The sequence below is a fragment of the Parabacteroides sp. Y3-G-102 genome, from assembly GCF_023656845.1.
In the GTDB taxonomy this organism is placed as follows: domain Bacteria; phylum Bacteroidota; class Bacteroidia; order Bacteroidales; family Tannerellaceae; genus Parabacteroides; species Parabacteroides distasonis.
The window spans coordinates 1-17,495 of record NZ_JAMOKU010000037.1 but is presented as its reverse complement, the minus strand read 5'-3'; the positions used below and the strand labels follow the sequence as shown (position 1 = coordinate 17,495).

The following is a 17,495-nucleotide window of genomic DNA, read 5'->3' as shown; positions in this document are numbered from 1 at the left end:
TTGCATGTGTGTAATATAAAGAGACAAGGCTTTATGCCTTGTCTCTATAGTTTAAAGACCATGTACAGACGGCTACCTTTTATCATATTATTATCTATACTGGCGGTTTTCGCCTTGCGTGCGTCTGTGGTCGCTCCCTCTATCCTCGTACAAAATTATTCCGTAGACGATTACAAGGCTAGTTGCCAAAATTGGGATTTAGCGGTTTCCTATCATGGCATCTTATATGTAGCTAATAATTCCGGTCTGGTTACTTTTGACGGGAATACATGGAACACATATCCATTACCGGATAAAACCCCTATTTATAAAGTATCTTTCCAGAACGATTCTATTTATACCCAAGGCAAATCATCGTTAGGCTATTGGCTATACGACAAACTCGGGAATCTGGAATACCATCCGATCGATACGCTCCCGTCATATATAAATTTCGATGATCCCGAGACGAATTACACGATCCCGAAAGAAATCGAGGAGAAGCACCCTACTTCTTTCGCTAGCGCCGGAGGTCTCAATTTCACGGGAACATCTACGTCCGGCATTTATATCACCAACGACGAAGGGGAGATCTTTCAACATCTCAACATCAATAATCAGTTACAAGATAATATCGTACGTTCCATCTGCGTACAGGATAATAACTTAATCTGGGTCGCCTTGGATAATGGTATCTCCCAAATAGATATCAATCCTCCCATCGCCATGTTAGGTAAAAGAAGCCAGATCGGAAAGTTGGAAGACGCTGTAAAAGAGGATAACCGCCTCTATATCCGGACAAATCTCGGCTACTTCAGCCGGAGCTTGATGTTTGGTGATAAGTTTACCCCGATATCCGGTGAGATCGGACGTTCATATATCCATCCGGATACGGCCGACAATCATTTATCGGTAAGCACTTTATTTAAGAATAAAGATGTATTGGGCGTATTCGCCAACGCAGAAAGTATTTACCCGGTTCCAGACAATTTGTATTGGCTCACGATCCAGAATGAGGCCGGACTCTTCCATCGGGAAAACGGTACAGGAACTTTAAAATGCCGGATCCTATTCGATAATTACGATCTGAATCTGGTGACCAACGGCAAACGGATCATCCCCTTGAATGATTCTCTTGATTTGGTATCCGCCATGCAAGGAACCCTATTAATCAACACCCGCCAATTAATAGAGGGAAGCCTAGGAGGATTGACGATGCCACGGTTTATGCGCATCGAGTATCAAGATCAAGAAGGTACACATTATTTATATCCAGATACTCAAAGAATCAACATGCCCCATAACTTCCAAGAACTCTCGCTATACATCGGGACAACGGTATTCACCCCTAATCACCAAATCAGTTATAAGCTGGAAGGGGTATCCGCCGATTGGTCTTCTTGGCAGAAAGACGGCAAAATTACCTTCTTACAACTTCCGGAAGGAACTTATGAGCTAAGGGTACGTAAATATGTAACCCGGGGTCCGTTTCCCGAGATCACGATGCAAATCATGGTGCGCCCTCCTTGGTATAATACCGTATGGGCCTATTTGATCTACGTCGCTTTGATATGGTTCGCCATTCAAGAAGGGCTTCGGTATCATTTAAGGAACTTACGAAAAAAAGAACAAGAAATGTTGGAGGCTGAACGACAAGCCGAACAGCAAAGGCTTCAACAAATGAAAAGCGAGATGCTGGAAACGGAGTTGCAAAACAAAAACAATGAGCTTACTCTCCAGACAACAGCTTTGGTAAAAAGAAACGAGGCAATCCAAGCTTTGTTGGAAGAACTGGATAAGCAGAAAGAGACATTGGGTGACCGATATCCCAATAAGTTATATACCCGTTTACGTTCCTTGATCGAATCTACCTTGAACGATCAAGCGGATTGGGTGCAGTTCGAGACCTATTTTAATAGCGCCCACCAGAATTTCATGGATCGTTTACGCCAGCAATACACAGATATAACGGCAGGAGATTTGCGTATTTGTTGCTTACTCCGCATGAACCTTTCCACGAAGGAAATCGCATCGTTAATGAATGTATCCGTACGAGCTATCGAGCTAAGAAGATACCGCTTAAGAAAGCGATTAGCCCTTGATGGGGATACGAATCTTGTCGATTTCTTAATGAACTACTAAAATTATTTTCTAGAATATGCTTAATATATAATATTCTACATAACAGCATATTAAACGCACATAGAAAGAGCTTGAGAAAGTCTTGTAGTAGTCTTATCCAATAAAAAAATCATTTGCGCAAGTCGTGTAGTAGTCATTTTCATGGCTACCGTAATTTATTGTGTTTCCTTTGCTGGCGAATAAAATCTTAAATTCTTTCGTCATGATGAAACACGAACTGGAGAAACAATTAGATGCGCTAGAAAAGAAAGGTGTCGACAGACGGCATTTCTTTAAGTTATTAGCGGCGACAGGACTGATCGCGGGAGCTAATACCGGAAAAGCAAACGCTTTTTCAAGCAGCGCAAAAGGTAAAATCGTTATTATCGGTGGAGGAGCCGCTGGTATCAGTATGGCTGCCCGATTAAAACATTGGCTTGATGAACCGGATATCACCCTGATTGACCCCAGCGATCGTCAGTTTTATCAACCGGGATTCACTCTGATCGCCTCAGGTGTGTACCAACCGGAAGATGTTTGGAAGAAGCAAGAGGATTGTATGCCTAGCGGTATAAAATGGATAAAGGACTCGGTCGCCGCAGTTGATCCCGTATGGAATCAAGTAACGACCAAAAGTAACGGAAAGATTCCATACGACTTTTTAGTACTGACCCCGGGATTACAATGTAACTGGGAAAAAGTAGAGGGCATTACCCACGACACCTTGGGACAAGGAAACGCAAACTCTATTTACGATTTCGAAGGAGCCCAAAAGACATGGAAAGCTCTTCAAGAATTCGCTAAAAAAGGAGGCAAAGGTATTTATACCGATACCTATACAAAACATAAATGTGGTGGCGCTCCCAAAAAGATCTGTTTATTATCCGAGCATTACGCAAGGAAACAAGGGACTCGCGACAAACTGCAATTGAATTATTTTACCGCATCGAAGGAGCTATACGATATCCCGTATTTCACACCTCGCTTGCTAGAAATATATAATGAACGTAACATACCTATTAACTTGAATGTACGTGTAAAAGGTGTAGACACATCCGCGAAGCAAGTACATTTTGAGAAGATAGAGACAAAAGGCGAAGAAAAGATCGTAACGCCGTTCGTAGAGGATTACGATTTCTTACACTTCACCCCGCCTATGTCCGCTCCTGATTTCGTTCGTGATGCCGGATTAGGTTGGACAGAAGGTAAATTGGCCGCGGACGCATGGGTAATGGTCGATAAAGAGACCTTGGTACATAAGAAATACCAGAACATCGTTTCTCTGGGTGATGTAGCCGGTATCCCGACCAGTAAAACATCTGCCGCTATCCGTAAGCAAGTACCTATCGCCGCCAAGAACCTGATCGCGCTCATGGAAGGCAAAGAGCCGACCGAGAAATACAACGGTTATGCCGCTTGCCCGATCGTCACGGATTACGGTCATGTGTTGCTTTGTGAGTTTGACTACGAAAAGAAACCAGACATTTCATTCCCATTCTCGATGATCGATACATCAAAAGAGCAATGGCTTGCTTGGATCTTAAAGGTATATATTTTAAAACCGATGTATTTCAACGGAATGCTTAACGGTTACGCATAATATGAATAAAAAAAATCTATGAAATAAAACTCCCTATAATTTCGAATGCCAAACTACAAAGCCCCGGGTTTCAGTTGTACGAAACCGGGGTTTTTGATTTTTAACGAGTAGCCTTTTCCACTAAATAGACGATCGATTTATAGGATATCCCACTATTCATCGTCAAACCGATCTCGCACGTACGGCTATTGCTATATCCTTCCGTCGCCCCATGCAAGTTCGGTTTCAAGTAATGAAGACCGGAAGCGTTTAGTTCCGGATAGAAGAAACCACGATCGCCCGCCCAACCGCAACAAGTAACTTGAGCGGGAGAGACCACCCGGTTCGCGCATAAGCCCGCCAGTTCCACCAGCTTGTCTTGTACTCCCATCTTCGTTGTACTACAAGTAGAGTGTACCGCTACCGTAACCGGCAACTTAGTAAAGTTCAGACGATCACGCATAAAGTCATAGATAAACTCCACAGGTTCATATAATCGTAAACGTTTATCCAAGGTTTCCCTCATATGCAGCAAGCAAGGGCTCATGTCACACAAAATAGGCAAGCGGCCGTTATCGCTCGCCCGCAAAAGAGCCTCATTCAATTCCTCCGCCTTCTGCGCCGCTTGCTTCCGGAACCCTTTACTGCTAAAAGCCATGCCGCAACAAAGCTTACTTAGATTCTCAGGATAACGAATCGTAAAGTCCGCTCTTGTCAATAAAGCGATTATTTGTTCCGTTACACTTACAAAATCCACATCTTCATAATCAGCTGAAGCTCCCATCGTACGGGTAATACAAGACGGGAAATAAACCATTTCCATCCCATTCTCTACACCCGTCAGTTCCTTGAACTTTGACGCGCCAGAAGGTGTATGCCGAGTCCAAAGCGGGAATTTATGAGCGGAAGCCCTAAACAAGAAAGAGGCAAATCTCTCGAATGCGTTATACCCCACCAGCTTTGAAAGCACATGGGGCAGCTTAAGCAAAGGACGAAGCATACCCGTTACGGTTCCCATATTCCCGGCGATGCCCGAAGCGATAGCATTCGCCAAGACACCATTCTCTTTCCACCGTAACTCTTTGATCAATAAACCGGTATTAATGCCAACCGGACATGCCGTAGCACATAGGCCATCGGTAGCGCAGGTAGCGTTACCTTTATAGTTAAAGGCTTTCTTGAGTTCTTTATATCGCTTAGAGTTTGTTTCCCCCTGTTCCGCCAAAGCCGATAATTCCCTATAGATCACGATACGTTGCCGGGGTGTCAATGTCACATGCCTTGACGGACATTGTATCTCACAAAAACCACACTCGATGCATTTATCGATCAGCTCATTCGCCAACGGTATTTGCTTTAAGTTCTTTATAAACACATCCGGGTCCCGATTTAAAAGGACACCCGGATTTAATATATTTTCCGGGTCAAAGAGCCTTTTGATCTTCCACATCAACTCATAAATCTCCTCACCCCATTCATCTTTAACAAATGGAGCCATATTTCGTCCCGTGCCATGCTCCGCTTTCAAGCTACCGTCGTAGTAAAGTACCACATCTACAAGGCTACGCATAAAAGAAGCGTAATGATCGATACCTTCCTGTGCGTTTATATCCGGAAAAATCGTGAAATGAACGTTTCCATCCAATAAATGTCCCCACATCACCGCATTTCCGTATCCATAATCCGACAAGACCCCACGCACTTGTTCCAAAGCCTCTCCTAAAACCTCTTCCCGGAAAGCAATATCTTCAATAATAGATACCGTCCCCCGTGGCCGTCTTCCCGCAGCGGAAGTAAATAAACCGTTTCGTACCCGCCAATAAGTAGCGTAAAGCTTCGGATCGGTCGTAAATGATACCGGATATAAGGTCTGTATATCTGCTAGCCGCTCCTCTATATCCCGGAATTGGATTTGAAGTTCTTCTTCCGAATTAGAAGACGTGTCGATCAGCAACGCTACCGCATCCTCGGGTAAAGAATGTAATATCTCCGGCATCCCCGGTTCATCCTCTACCGCATGTAAGGCGTTTCTATCCATCAACTCGGCGGCGGACACTTTGCATTGGCGTAACGGGGCTATGGCTCTGCACGCCTCCATCAAAGAGGGGAAATAAATCAAGGCGGAAGCTTTTAAAGCCTCATCGGGGACTGTCTCGAAAGTAACCGAAGAAATAAACCCTAAGGTTCCTTCCGAGCCAACCATTAAATGCATGAGTATATCGTATGGATCGGTATAATCCAAGAAAGAGTTCATTCCATAACCGCATGTATTCTTCAACTCATATTTAGATAGAATCCGGTCTTCCATGTCCGGATTCAACAAGATCTCCAAACGGAAATTCATCAACTTCTCCAATAAGCCTATATGCGTTTGCATGAAATCCCTGCGACTCGCTAACGAAGAAGTATCCAAAAAGGCTCCATCCGCAAAGATAATCTCCATATCCCGGACCGTATTATAGGAGTTATGGATAATACCATAGCTAGAACCACTCGAGTTATTCGCTACGATCCCGCCGATACGTGCGGATTTGATGGAGGCAGGGCTAGGCCCTAGCTTACGGCCATAAGGTTTCAACCAGCGGTTCGCCTCTTCTCCAGTTATACCACAAGGGAATTTAGCCAAACTCCCATCTCCTGAAATCTTAACCTTTCCATAGTCAGGACTGATTTCCATCAATACAGAATCTGTAATAGTCTGGCCGGATAAAGAGGTCCCCCCAGCTTTAAAGGTTACAGATTTACCAGTCTTCTCACATTCAGCAAGAACACGTTTTACATCTTGCTCACGACTCACGATTTCAACTCGTTTGGGATTCAACCTGTAAATCCCGGCATCTGTTCCCTTCGCTAATGTAGTTAAAGCATCAGCATATACCTTTTTTATCTTCATAGTCTAATACCTTTATTTGTCTAGAAACGACATTTCAACAAAGATATGAAACCTTTAAGACAATCAGGGCATTTCTCTAAAATAACGGGGAGAATACCCGAATACTAGCTCCGGATGGAAAATCCAGATTAAATCTTTCAATAAATATTCCGGATGTATAGGGAATTCCTCGTAATAAGGAACTGCACCTGTATTACAGGTATAAATCCGTTTTTTTTTAAAAGCGTCGAAATTCTCGTAAGGAGTATATTCGGAGCGTAAATCGTTATAGGTCATCTCAGAAGACTGATTATATTTAACAAGCCAAATATCCGCATGGATCGCTTTATCAAACACGGTCTCAAACGCTAAGGGGGTACTTCCGGCACCCGGTAAATCCTTAAACATATAATCAGCTCCGGCGTCCTCGATAAGATGAGCCATATAACTATCTCCGGATGGTACATACCACGAAGAGCCGAACTTTTTCTCCGACAAAACAGTAGGACGATTATCTATATTTGCGGTTAAGTCCTTTAGAGACAAATAGGCTTGCTCTGTTTCTTTAAATATAGAATCGGCCATCTCTTCCTTTCCGAATAGCAAACCATAAAAGCGAATCCACTCCGTACGCCCCAAAGGAAATGCCTCCATATAGTCGGCTCCTTCGATAATGGGTATCCCTATCTTCTCGACAGGCCCATAACTACTGTTCTGGAATGGGGAAGCTATCACGAGTTCCGCGCCGATCTCTATCATTTTCTCTATATTCGGAGAGGTAGCCTCACCTAAATCAGCGATTCTTCCGGCCTGTATACCCTCTTGTATGGCAGGAGTATCCATATAACGAGGCTCACAAACGCCTATAACCTTATCGGTTTCGTGCAGTTGATCAATAATAGCCGCATGGACAGAAGTATAAATCACAATATCTTTTACCGGGACCTTCACGATCGTCCCTTTGGGTAATCCGCCGGGAACCGACTTTGTCCGGTCTACCAATAAATAGCGTTGAAGCAGACGGGTGCTATCCCACGGATCACGAACTTCCACCATTATATAGGTATCAAAGCGCTGAACCGTGAAACCTTGGGCATATTGAATACTATCAGAGGAAAGAGCTTCCTTGGAAGAAGTTTGCTTTCCGGATGGCGTACATGCCACCATCCAGAAAGCGAACCCTAAGAGAATCAGTAATCGCATTAGATATTATCTTTTTGAGCGAGGACTACTTTCATGGGATTTAAACCGGCCTCAAACTTCTTGAACAATTTACCGTCACCTCCGAAACAATAGATATCGCCATTATTCTTATAATCAGACTCTGCGACATAGACATTTCCACCCACGGCACTGATTGAATAAGGGGATTGTATTGAGGTTCCATCTGTAATAAAGCTCGTTCCCGCAGATTGGCTCTTTGTATCAAATGTTAAAAATGCAGGGCTAGACATTCCCCATTGCGCATAGAACAGAAATAGCTTGCCATCCTCATAGGCCATCTCCGTTGCGTTTGGACAATTCGTAAGGGAAGTAACCTCATAAGTCTCCGTATTTATCTTTTGTACCGTATTGGGTATATCCGCATAGTTACCCATAGAAACCACATATACATTTCCTTGCTCATCCGCCTGTATCCGTGTGGGATTCAATACTACATCCAACTTCTTTATCTCTGTAAAAGTAGACAGATCAACCACTGATACCGTTTTATCATACCCAACCTCGGTACTGTAATCCATACCTCCGGAGTTTGAGACAAACAATTTATTAGAAGATACCGCCAATTGTTCCGGATTCCGTCCGACCTTTACTTTCGCCTCAACCTCCAAGGATGCGGTATCCAAACGAGCGACATATCCATTATAATAGCTAATATAGACTTTTCCACCCTCTGATACCATATAACGGGGCTGCCCCTCTGTCTTGACTTGCTTAATGGATTTTGCCTTCAGATCTGTCACTTCTATCGTAGACTCTCCATATACCGCGATATACATCTTATCGCCATACACGATCATATCCTGTGCCGTATCTCCCAGCCCCCTGCCATTTTGAGCCAAGAAATAATCGGGGACAACCTCATCCTTTTCTATGTCGTACATATATAAAGAAGAGTTGTTATTTCCCATATTGCCCGAATTCAAGAAATATAAAGCCATGAAAGAACTATCCTTCACAAAATCAATAACTCTTACGGAAGCATAAACAGAAGACTCACCTTCCGCATTTGCGGCTATAACTAATAAATAGCCTATATTTACGACATCCGTAATAGCATATGAATGTGTTCCAACTTCTACCTCCGCAATTTTCATATCTTTAGCGGTTCCATCAGAGGAACCATAAATCACGTACTTTGTTACATTGTCAACAGAAGACGGAGCTGTCCAATTTAAGGTTCCGCTAACTTTTAAAGCTTCCGGATTCTCATCCGTAAAACTGACATTAGTTACAGATACATTTGGTATGTTCAGTGAAGGCTCATTGTCATCATCACAGCTGACAAACGAGAAAGACATCAATGCACACAAGGCAGAGACACAAACTAAATTCTTCTTTTTCATTACTTTACTTTTATAGTTTACTAATAGGATAAACAAATACTTAAACGCCAAGAACGGCCCGGCATGGGATAATACTGAATAACATCATAATTCACGTTCGCAAGATTTAACAATTCACCTTGCAAACGCAAACCGAAATATCGAAAACGAAAATCTCGATTTATAGAAATACTCTGTTCTATATAAGAATCAATCCTGTTCCGATCTATATTTTGCGGCAATGCATAACGATCACCAACCGCAGTCAGTATATAAGAGACATTTACCCATGGATTTTCCAAGGTTACGGAAACCGTGCCAGAATGACGAGGTGTATAAGGAATCTGATCCTTATAATTCTTAGCTTCCGGATCTGTCACATCAACCGCGTATTGAAAAGAATAAGTGGAAGCCAAAAGCAAGCTCATTCGTAAGGGCAATCGGAATTGTGTAGATAAATTTACATCTACCCCTTTAATATCCACTTCGCCCATATTCATCATCTTCCAAACATACATGGTAGGTAAAGCCACGATCTTATCTTTCACCGTATTATAATATCCATCCGCCGAAATACTGAAATGCCGCAGCCAATCCCCACAGGAAGAACTCCATGTTACCCCTACATTATATTGGGAAGTTTCTTCCGGTTTCAAATTTGTATTTCCCATACGGAGGTAATACAAGTCCGTAAATGTAGGAACCCGGAATATATCTTTGTAAGAGGCACGTATCCGCAAAGTACTTTCCGAGAATGGCCGCCAAGACAAACTTACAGCCGGGGATAAACGCCTCTTATCATCCGGTTTTTCCCCTTGCTCCACTTTATCAGTGATATATGTTCCCAATAAACTAGCGGTAGCCGTGAATCGACTGTTCTTATATTGCACCGCTAGTACTGATTGAGAGGCCATTCGCTTTGGATTAGGGCCGTTCACAAAATTATTGTCCAGCATAGAGCGAGTTAAATCCGTAGTCAACGTCGCCGATACATACTTTATAGGAGTATACAGCAAACCTACAGAGCCATAATACTCATTCTGTGTATTCAAATCGACTTGTTCGCCCGCAGCATATTTATCATTTATATCTAAATAACGAGTAAAAGCATAATTATACTTAGCCATGGCCCGTAGCGTAAATTTCTCATTAAGAACATTCTTATACCCCGATTGCACGAAAAAGTTATTATCCCATAATCGTTCAGAAGTGTTCTTGTTATATAAATTAACAGAACCGGGAAGCCCCCGCTCCGAATCAAAATAGTACGCCTTAAAGGAAAGTTCGCCTCCCCTTCCAAAATCGCCGAATAGATTACCTTCCAAATGGAAAGAATGGATATCGCTATTTCTTCGCTTCTCTCTCGTTTCCAATTCCCCATTAATTAATGTATAGGGATATTGTCCATCCGCACGCACGAAATCACCATGTAAGGATGCGCTCCAACGCTTTCCTAATTTTTGATCATAATGCAGCACAGGATTAAAAAGCCCGAAGGAACCTCCCTTAACCTTAAGATAAGTATGAAACGATTTGTCTTTAAACGTGGGCTTTCCGGTTTGTATATTCAAGGCGCCTGCCGAAGCATACACCCTTGCCGTTTGGAAAATGTCATCCGACTGCCCGATTGACAAGGAAACCATCTCCACATTATCCAACGAGAAACGGCTGATATCGACTTGCCCGCTTTGCGCGTCCGTAATCGTCACCCCATCGTAACTGACGGCGGTATGCTTCGCCCCCAAGCTACGTACCGAGACCGTTTTCAATCCTCCGATCCCCCCATAATCCTGTACCGTAACTCCCGAGAAGCGTTTCACGGCCTCGGATAGGTCTTGTACTCCCAAGCGATCGATTCCCGCCCGGTCCATAATTTGCAAAGGCGTACCTTCACGGGTGACCGACGGACGTACCTTCTCCACCACTTCCACCCCGGAAAGCTCGTGATAGGCCGTCGTATCGATCTGTTGACCGTAAGCGACACCCAAAGAGAATAACCATGCGCTAAAAACGCATAGGCATCTTATAAGATATAAATCTCGCATAGCAACATTTAGATTTACCAACGTCTTCACCCGAAACGTCGCATAACAAAATCATGGCAGGTTTTCTGGCTCGTCCACCCTCTGTCGGCTACCTTCCCGCCTATCCGATAGGCAGTGGCAACAAGATTTGCCGGGGCTCCAAGGACTTACAGCTACGGGTACAGCTCCGGACTCGCACCGGATTCCCTTTTACTGATTATTATCGGAATCGATAACATCTACACCTTGATTGGCCGCAAAGATACATGTTTACTTTTTGATTAGCAACAAAAAAGCCCCCCGGCGAATCACTTCGGCGGAAGGCTAGGGAGTTTACACTTTTCTAAACATTACTAACAACAAAATATTTATTCTATGTATAAAAGAATAATATCATTAACTGTGCGGTCAACACACGCAAAAACATGGTCAATGGATAAACCGTCGCATATCCAACCGCCGGCGCATCATTTCCTGCCGCCATATTGGAATAGGCTAACGCAGGAGGATCGGTCGTACTTCCCGCAATCAATCCCATCAACGTAAAATAATTCAGTTTATAAAAATACCTTCCCACACAACCGATAATCAGTAGAGGCAATAACGTTATTATAAAACCATAACCGATCCAAGCTACACCACCCTTATTGACTATCGTATCGACAAAACCTTCACCCGCACTCAATCCCACGCAGGCGAGAAACAACGTGATTCCTAATTCCCTCAATAGTAAATTAGAACTTTGCGTGGTATAAGTAACCAATTTATAACGATAACCGAACCGGCTTATCAATATCGCAACGATCAACGGACCTCCCGCTAATCCTAATTTCACCGGTTGAGGAATACCCGGAAAACTAATAGGAAGACTTCCCACGATAATACCCAAAACTATACCAACAAAAATAGTCACCAAATTAGGTTCATTCAAGCGTTTCATTGAATTACCCAGCGTCTCGGCAACTTTCTCCACCGCCAATTCACTACCGACCACTGTCACCCGGTCGCCTATTTGCAAGACCAGATTAGGAGTAGCTACCAACTCCAGCCCCGCACGATTGATCCGAGTCACGTTAATTCCATGTAAACGGCGTAACTGCAAAGCCCCTAATTGCTTACCGTTGATTTCAGACCGGGTAACCAAAATACGCCGGCTGATAAACTGGCTTTCCGCCGGAATCCATTGCTTACGATCCATCTGTATTTCTTGACCGATAAAAGTCTTTATCGCCTCCACGTCATGCTCTGCGGTAATAACAAAAATCTTATCATCCCCATTCAATACCGTGTTCCCCGCCACGATCTCTATCCGATTCGTATCGTTACGTAAAATACGGGAAATAACAAATTCACGGTGTTCCAACAATTTAGATAGCTCACTTACGCTACGACCAAAAATCGCCGGATTCTTCACCACCAAAGAGATAGGTACAGCCTCTCCTCCCGATTCCGTATCCGTCTCTTCTTCCAATTGTTCCGTCTCCTTCGCAAAAGAGATACGGAAAACATAACGGATAAAAATCATCGACAAGATAATGCCGATCACACCTAACGGATAGGCAACCGCATATCCTAAAGCGATCGTTTCATCCGAGATCCCCGTCATATCTGAATAAGCCTGTTGAGCAGCGCCCAATCCCGGTGTATTCGTCACTGCTCCGGATAAGATACCTACCATTGTCGGTATAGGAATGCCTGTAATATAATGTATAATCAAGGCAGTAATCACCCCTAGAAAAACAATACCGCAAGCAAGCATATTCAACGTGATCCCTCCCTTTCGAAACGAAGAGAAAAATCCGGGGCCTACTTGCATACCTACCGAGTAAACAAATAAGATCAAACCAAACTCTCTAAAAAAATGAACGACCGACGGATTCGCCGTAAAACCGAAATGCCCGAGAAAGATCCCGACAAACAGTACCATGGTAATCCCTAAAGAGATACCGAATAGCTTCAGTTTACCAAGCTGGATCCCCAGAGCGATCACAACGGATAACAAAAGGATAGAATGCCCTACCCCTTCTCCCCATAACAATTCATTAATCCATTCCATATCTATTCATGTATATATTAATTTAAGATAAAAAAGTACCTCTGGCGAATCACTTCGGCAGAGATACACATATTGAACATTTAGTATCCCAGTTTAATCTGGCATCCATTCTAACAACATTTACTAATATATTTTCTATTTCTTATGCTGATAATTTAGACAAACTTTCCTCTTCCGGCAAAAGGGTTACCGGCCATTCAAATGTCGCACGACAGTGCGAACAGATCCTTTTCATACGTCTTTGTTCCTTTTAAGATATTGCTTATCTTTTCGTACTGCTTTCCTAATCCCTCGAGCAAAAACAGCCTTTAATGAATGGCAGGTCTTCTGACTGACTCCCATCTTGAAGCCTTCCCGGTCGCTAGAACCAGTGGCGATAGTGTTGTTTCAAGATGTTCTTCGGAGCTTCACAGCAGCGGGACTGTCCGGGATTTACACCCGATTCCCTTTTAATCCACATACCCGAATGGTATATGCGGAACCGATTCGGGAACAAAGATAGCATGTTTTCCGTATATATCATATCTTTTCGCTTTTTTGTTTACTTTTATTATCCAAATAAAAAAATCCCGGGACAAAACAATTGAACCGGGATCTTTTAACCTCTAAGCTATCCTCCCGACAGGAAGAGGCTTTGATTTTCCTTAAATAATAATTACTACAAGGGAATATTTCCATGTTTTTTAGGAGGATTACTCTGGCTCTTATTTTTCGCCATTTCCAACGCCTGAATCAATTTAAAACGTGTGTCTCTAGGTTGTATGACTTCATCTATAAATCCTTGCTCGGCTGCCCGGTAAGGATTTGAGAATTTCTCGGTGTATTCACGAATTGCTTGTTTCTTCTCCTCATCGTTGGCTTTCCGGTATAATATATTCACGGCACCTTCAGCCCCCATCACCGCAATCTCAGCCATCGGATATGCCAAGTTTATATCGGCACCGGTAGGCTTACTTGCCATTACGATATAGGCTCCCCCGTAAGCCTTCCGGGTAATCAACGTGATTTTGGGAACCGTGGCCTCCGCATAAGCGTAGACAATTTTTGCCCCGTGGCGTATAATTCCCGCATGTTCTTGCGTACAGCCCGGCAAGAAGCCCGGCACATCCTCGAACGTGATCAATGGAATATTGAAGCAATCGCAGAAGCGAATGAAACGTGCGGCCTTATCAGAAGCATCGATATCCAAGACTCCCGCTAAAAAGGCAGGTTGGTTCCCTACGATACCTATGGTACGGCCTCCCAAACGAGCGAATCCCACTACAATATTGCGAGCGAAATGAGGCATAACCTCGAAAAAGTAATGATTATCCACTATCGGCTCTATAATATCCTTGATGTCATAAGGGACATTAGGATCTTCCGGAATCACATGCTGCAACGACTCTTCTACCCGACGCACATCGTCAGCACAAGCTATAACTGGAGCGTCTTCCATATTATTAGAAGGCAGGAAACTCAGAAGTTCCCGGATACTCATCAAAGTCTCCTCTTCCGTATCACACACAAAATGTGCGACCCCGCTTTTTCCGCTATGTACCTGCGCCCCGCCCAGCTCTTCCTTATCGATCACCTCGTGAGTCACCGCCTTTACGACATCCGGCCCCGTGATAAACATATGACTTTGCTCTTTGACCATAAAAATAAAATCGGTCAAAGCCGGGGAATAACAAGCGCCCCCCGCACAAGGCCCCAAAATAGCCGATAATTGGGGAACGACTCCCGAGGCCATCGTATTTTGGTAAAAGATAGAAGCATAACCAGCCAAGCTATTCACCCCTTCTTGAATCCGGGCACCCCCCGAGTCATTCAAGGCGATGATCGGCGCTCCGTTCTTTAAGGCTAATTGTTGCACTTTCACGATCTTAGCGGCATTCGTGGCACTCAAGGTCCCACCGTATGCGGTAAAATCATAAGCGTAAACAAATACCAAACGACCATCGATCTTTCCATAACCACTTACCATTCCATCACCGGGAATCTTATTCTTATCCATCCCGAAGTTTGTACACCGATGCACCACGAATTTATCCAGCTCATTGAAAGTCCCTTTATCCAACAGCATCTCGATTCGTTCACGGGCGGTCATACGCCCGCAAGCATGTTGTTTCTCAATGCGATTCAATCCTCCTCCCAACGAGGCCTCTTTATTCAAAGCCTCAAAATCTTTATATAATTGCTCGTTATTCATATGAATCATCTTTTAATAGGTCTAAAGTCATAAGCACTTGATTGTTATCAACGGAATCTCCCTCGGATACCAATATATCTTTTACCACGCATGCTGAGCTTACCTTATAGTTACTCTGCATCTTCATCGCCTCAAGTACGACCACGGTATCCCCCGTTTCCAAGCGATCTCCTTTCCGCACAGGTATTTTCACGACTTTACCCGGCATCGGGGCGACAATCTTGTCATCTTGCTTCTCTTCCGCACTTTTACGCATACGCAAATATTTCTTTTGGGTATCTACGATATCCACATGATAGGAACGGTAGAACATATTCACGTCATAACTCCGATGATCTTCTCCGGAGATGATCTCCGCGTTAAATGAGTTCCCATCGTGCAAGACAGAACAACTGCCGTTCTCCGTCATCACGATATCCACATCATACGGCTTCCCGTCGATAGAAAGCCGGACTTTATTCCCTTCTTTACTGACCAATGTCACATCGGCCTCACGATTTCCGATATGTATTTCCATAACCAATACCCGTTAAATCCGTAAGACACCTTTTTGTAAACCAAACTCCCGCCAACGGCTGATAGGACGTGTATCCACCAATTGGGTAGAAGTATTTTCCTCTAAATTCATCAAATAATCCATATAAGCGGCGATCATGGCGATATTCTCGATTTCCTCGTTATTACCGTTAGACCGTTGTAGCATCCGGGCATTCTTAGCGATAAATAATGTATTATATTCCCCTTTCACGAAATCAGGATTATGCATGATACGTTTCAAATAACTGAGGTTCGTCTTTAAGCCCGTGATTTTATATTCATATAGAACCCGGCGCATACGCTCGATCGCATACGCACGTGTCGTTGCCCATACGATTAATTTACCGATCATAGGGTCATAATAGACCGGAATCTCATACCCTTCATATACATAGCTATCGATACGTACCCCGATACCATTCGGTTCCGTTAATTGCCGGATAATACCCGGGGAAGGCATGAAATTATTTTCCGTATCCTCCGCACAGATCCGGCACTCGATGGCATGTCCTCGTTGGAAAAGATCTTCTTGACGAAGATGCAAAACCTCATTATTGGCGATACGGATTTGTTCCTTTACCAAATCCACCCCTACCACTTCTTCCGTGATAGGATGCTCTACTTGTAGCCGGGTATTCATTTCCAAAAAATAAAAATGGCGGTCCTTATCTACAAGGAACTCTATCGTTCCCGCTCCGGAATAATGAACCGCTTTAGCCGCAGCCACAGCCTTTTCCCCCATTTCTTTACGTAAGTCCGCTGTTAGGAATGGAGACGGGCTTTCCTCTACTATTTTCTGGTTACGACGTTGAACCGAACATTCCCGGTCAAATAGATGAATGACATTACCATGGTTATCTCCCAATATCTGGAATTCTATATGATGCGGCTCCTCTACGAATTTCTCTATATATACCGTATCATCACCAAATGAGGACAACGATTCTGAACGAGCCGTATGATAAGCCTCGACAACCTCGCCCTTCTCATGTATCAGGCGCATCCCTTTTCCTCCACCTCCCATAGAAGCTTTCAGCATAACAGGGAAACCAATTTCTTCGCAAACCCGAAGCGCTTCTTCCGCACTTTGCAACGGTTGCTCCGTACCGGGAACCACAGGAACCTCTGCGGCGATCATGCGTTTGCGTGCGGCGATCTTATCTCCCATCGCTTCCATCGTCTCCGCTGACGGGCCGATAAATATCAATCCTTCTTGCTTACAACGGCGTGCGAAGTCCGCGTTCTCCGACAAGAAACCATAACCGGGATGTATCGCATCGGCATGGTGCCGTTTCGCCGCAGCGATCAGATTGTCTATATTCAAATAACTTTCCTTGGAAGCCGCCGGGCCTATCAAGGCTGCCTCATCCGCATACATTACATGCCGAGCGGTACGATCGGTCTCCGAATATACGGCAACAGTGCGAATCCCCATCTCCTTACATGAGCGCATCACACGGATAGCGATGGCTCACCCGATAAATCAGGGGGAAAATTCTTTAATTCTATAGAAAATTTGCACCTTTGTACCATGAACAATCAAGGACTATTAGCATTGGCACAGTTGATTCTGCCATCAGAGATACTTTC

The 17,495-nt window shown here is 43.9% G+C and carries 10 protein-coding genes and 2 riboswitches; of the genes, 2 read left to right on the top strand and 8 right to left on the bottom strand.

All coding sequences use genetic code 11. The annotated features are described in order from the left end of the window. Window positions 1–60 precede the first annotated feature (60 nt). Both NBH16_RS16935 and NBH16_RS16930 read left to right on the top strand, forming a co-directional pair. Window positions 61–2,121, top strand: a complete 2,061-nt coding sequence (locus tag NBH16_RS16935) for a ligand-binding sensor domain-containing protein (protein WP_250788903.1) — start codon at window positions 61–63, stop codon at window positions 2,119–2,121. Window positions 2,122–2,323: 202 nt separating this feature from the next. Beyond that, a complete protein-coding gene (locus NBH16_RS16930; protein WP_005867456.1) occupies window positions 2,324–3,700 on the top strand; it encodes an NAD(P)/FAD-dependent oxidoreductase in 1,377 nt (458 codons plus the stop codon). Between the two features lie 100 nt (window positions 3,701–3,800). Here NBH16_RS16930 and NBH16_RS16925 read toward each other — a convergent pair whose 3' ends face one another. From NBH16_RS16925 to accC, 8 genes are all read right to left on the bottom strand, one after another. Then, on the bottom strand, window positions 3,801–6,572 hold the full coding sequence (locus NBH16_RS16925; RefSeq protein ID WP_044544685.1) for an FAD-binding and (Fe-S)-binding domain-containing protein: 2,772 nt from the start codon (window positions 6,570–6,572) through the stop codon (window positions 3,801–3,803). A 63-nt stretch (window positions 6,573–6,635) separates the two neighbouring features. Then, the gene (locus NBH16_RS16920) at window positions 6,636–7,754 is read right to left on the bottom strand and encodes an ABC transporter substrate-binding protein (RefSeq protein ID WP_005867452.1); all 1,119 of its coding nucleotides are present in this window, start codon (window positions 7,752–7,754) and stop codon (window positions 6,636–6,638) included. Beyond that, the gene (locus tag NBH16_RS16915; protein ID WP_005859612.1) at window positions 7,754–9,118 is read right to left on the bottom strand and encodes a DUF5074 domain-containing protein; all 1,365 of its coding nucleotides are present in this window, start codon (window positions 9,116–9,118) and stop codon (window positions 7,754–7,756) included. The genes NBH16_RS16920 and NBH16_RS16915 overlap by 1 nt, the downstream gene beginning before the upstream one ends. 20 nt (window positions 9,119–9,138) lie before the next feature. Continuing rightward, complete coding sequence (locus NBH16_RS16910) at window positions 9,139–11,142, bottom strand: TonB-dependent receptor plug domain-containing protein (protein ID WP_034526476.1); 2,004 nt, start codon at window positions 11,140–11,142, stop codon at window positions 9,139–9,141. A gap of 38 nt (window positions 11,143–11,180) precedes the next feature. Then, window positions 11,181–11,385, bottom strand: a riboswitch (cobalamin riboswitch). Between the two features lie 109 nt (window positions 11,386–11,494). Further along, window positions 11,495–13,177, bottom strand: coding sequence for a putative transporter (locus tag NBH16_RS16905; protein ID WP_005859616.1), 1,683 nt, complete (start codon window positions 13,175–13,177; stop codon window positions 11,495–11,497). Window positions 13,178–13,477: 300 nt separating this feature from the next. Then, window positions 13,478–13,678, bottom strand: a riboswitch (cobalamin riboswitch). A 157-nt stretch (window positions 13,679–13,835) separates the two neighbouring features. Then, a complete protein-coding gene (locus NBH16_RS16900) occupies window positions 13,836–15,368 on the bottom strand; it encodes an acyl-CoA carboxylase subunit beta (RefSeq protein ID WP_005859626.1) in 1,533 nt (510 codons plus the stop codon). Next, window positions 15,361–15,885, bottom strand: coding sequence for an acyl-CoA carboxylase biotin carboxyl carrier protein subunit (locus NBH16_RS16895; RefSeq protein WP_122143890.1), 525 nt, complete (start codon window positions 15,883–15,885; stop codon window positions 15,361–15,363). The genes NBH16_RS16900 and NBH16_RS16895 overlap by 8 nt, the downstream gene beginning before the upstream one ends. 12 nt (window positions 15,886–15,897) lie before the next feature. Beyond that, window positions 15,898–17,373, bottom strand: coding sequence for an acetyl-CoA carboxylase biotin carboxylase subunit (gene accC, locus NBH16_RS16890; protein WP_350457264.1), 1,476 nt, complete (start codon window positions 17,371–17,373; stop codon window positions 15,898–15,900). Window positions 17,374–17,495: the final 122 nt, after the last annotated feature.

What these genes read in the sequence shown, in the direction of transcription:
- NBH16_RS16915 (WP_005859612.1), bottom strand. Translation starts at nt 9,118, where the DNA reads ATGAAAAAGAAGAATTTAGTTTGTGTCTCTGCCTTGTGTGCATTGATG.
- NBH16_RS16905 (WP_005859616.1), bottom strand. Translation starts at nt 13,177, where the DNA reads ATGGAATGGATTAATGAATTGTTATGGGGAGAAGGGGTAGGGCATTCT.
- NBH16_RS16925 (WP_044544685.1), bottom strand. Translation starts at nt 6,572, where the DNA reads ATGAAGATAAAAAAGGTATATGCTGATGCTTTAACTACATTAGCGAAG.
- NBH16_RS16900 (WP_005859626.1), bottom strand. Translation starts at nt 15,368, where the DNA reads ATGAATAACGAGCAATTATATAAAGATTTTGAGGCTTTGAATAAAGAG.
- NBH16_RS16895 (WP_122143890.1), bottom strand. Translation starts at nt 15,885, where the DNA reads ATGGAAATACATATCGGAAATCGTGAGGCCGATGTGACATTGGTCAGT.
- NBH16_RS16935 (WP_250788903.1), top strand. Translation starts at nt 61, where the DNA reads ATGTACAGACGGCTACCTTTTATCATATTATTATCTATACTGGCGGTT.
- NBH16_RS16920 (WP_005867452.1), bottom strand. Translation starts at nt 7,754, where the DNA reads ATGCGATTACTGATTCTCTTAGGGTTCGCTTTCTGGATGGTGGCATGT.
- NBH16_RS16910 (WP_034526476.1), bottom strand. Translation starts at nt 11,142, where the DNA reads ATGCGAGATTTATATCTTATAAGATGCCTATGCGTTTTTAGCGCATGG.
- NBH16_RS16930 (WP_005867456.1), top strand. Translation starts at nt 2,324, where the DNA reads ATGATGAAACACGAACTGGAGAAACAATTAGATGCGCTAGAAAAGAAA.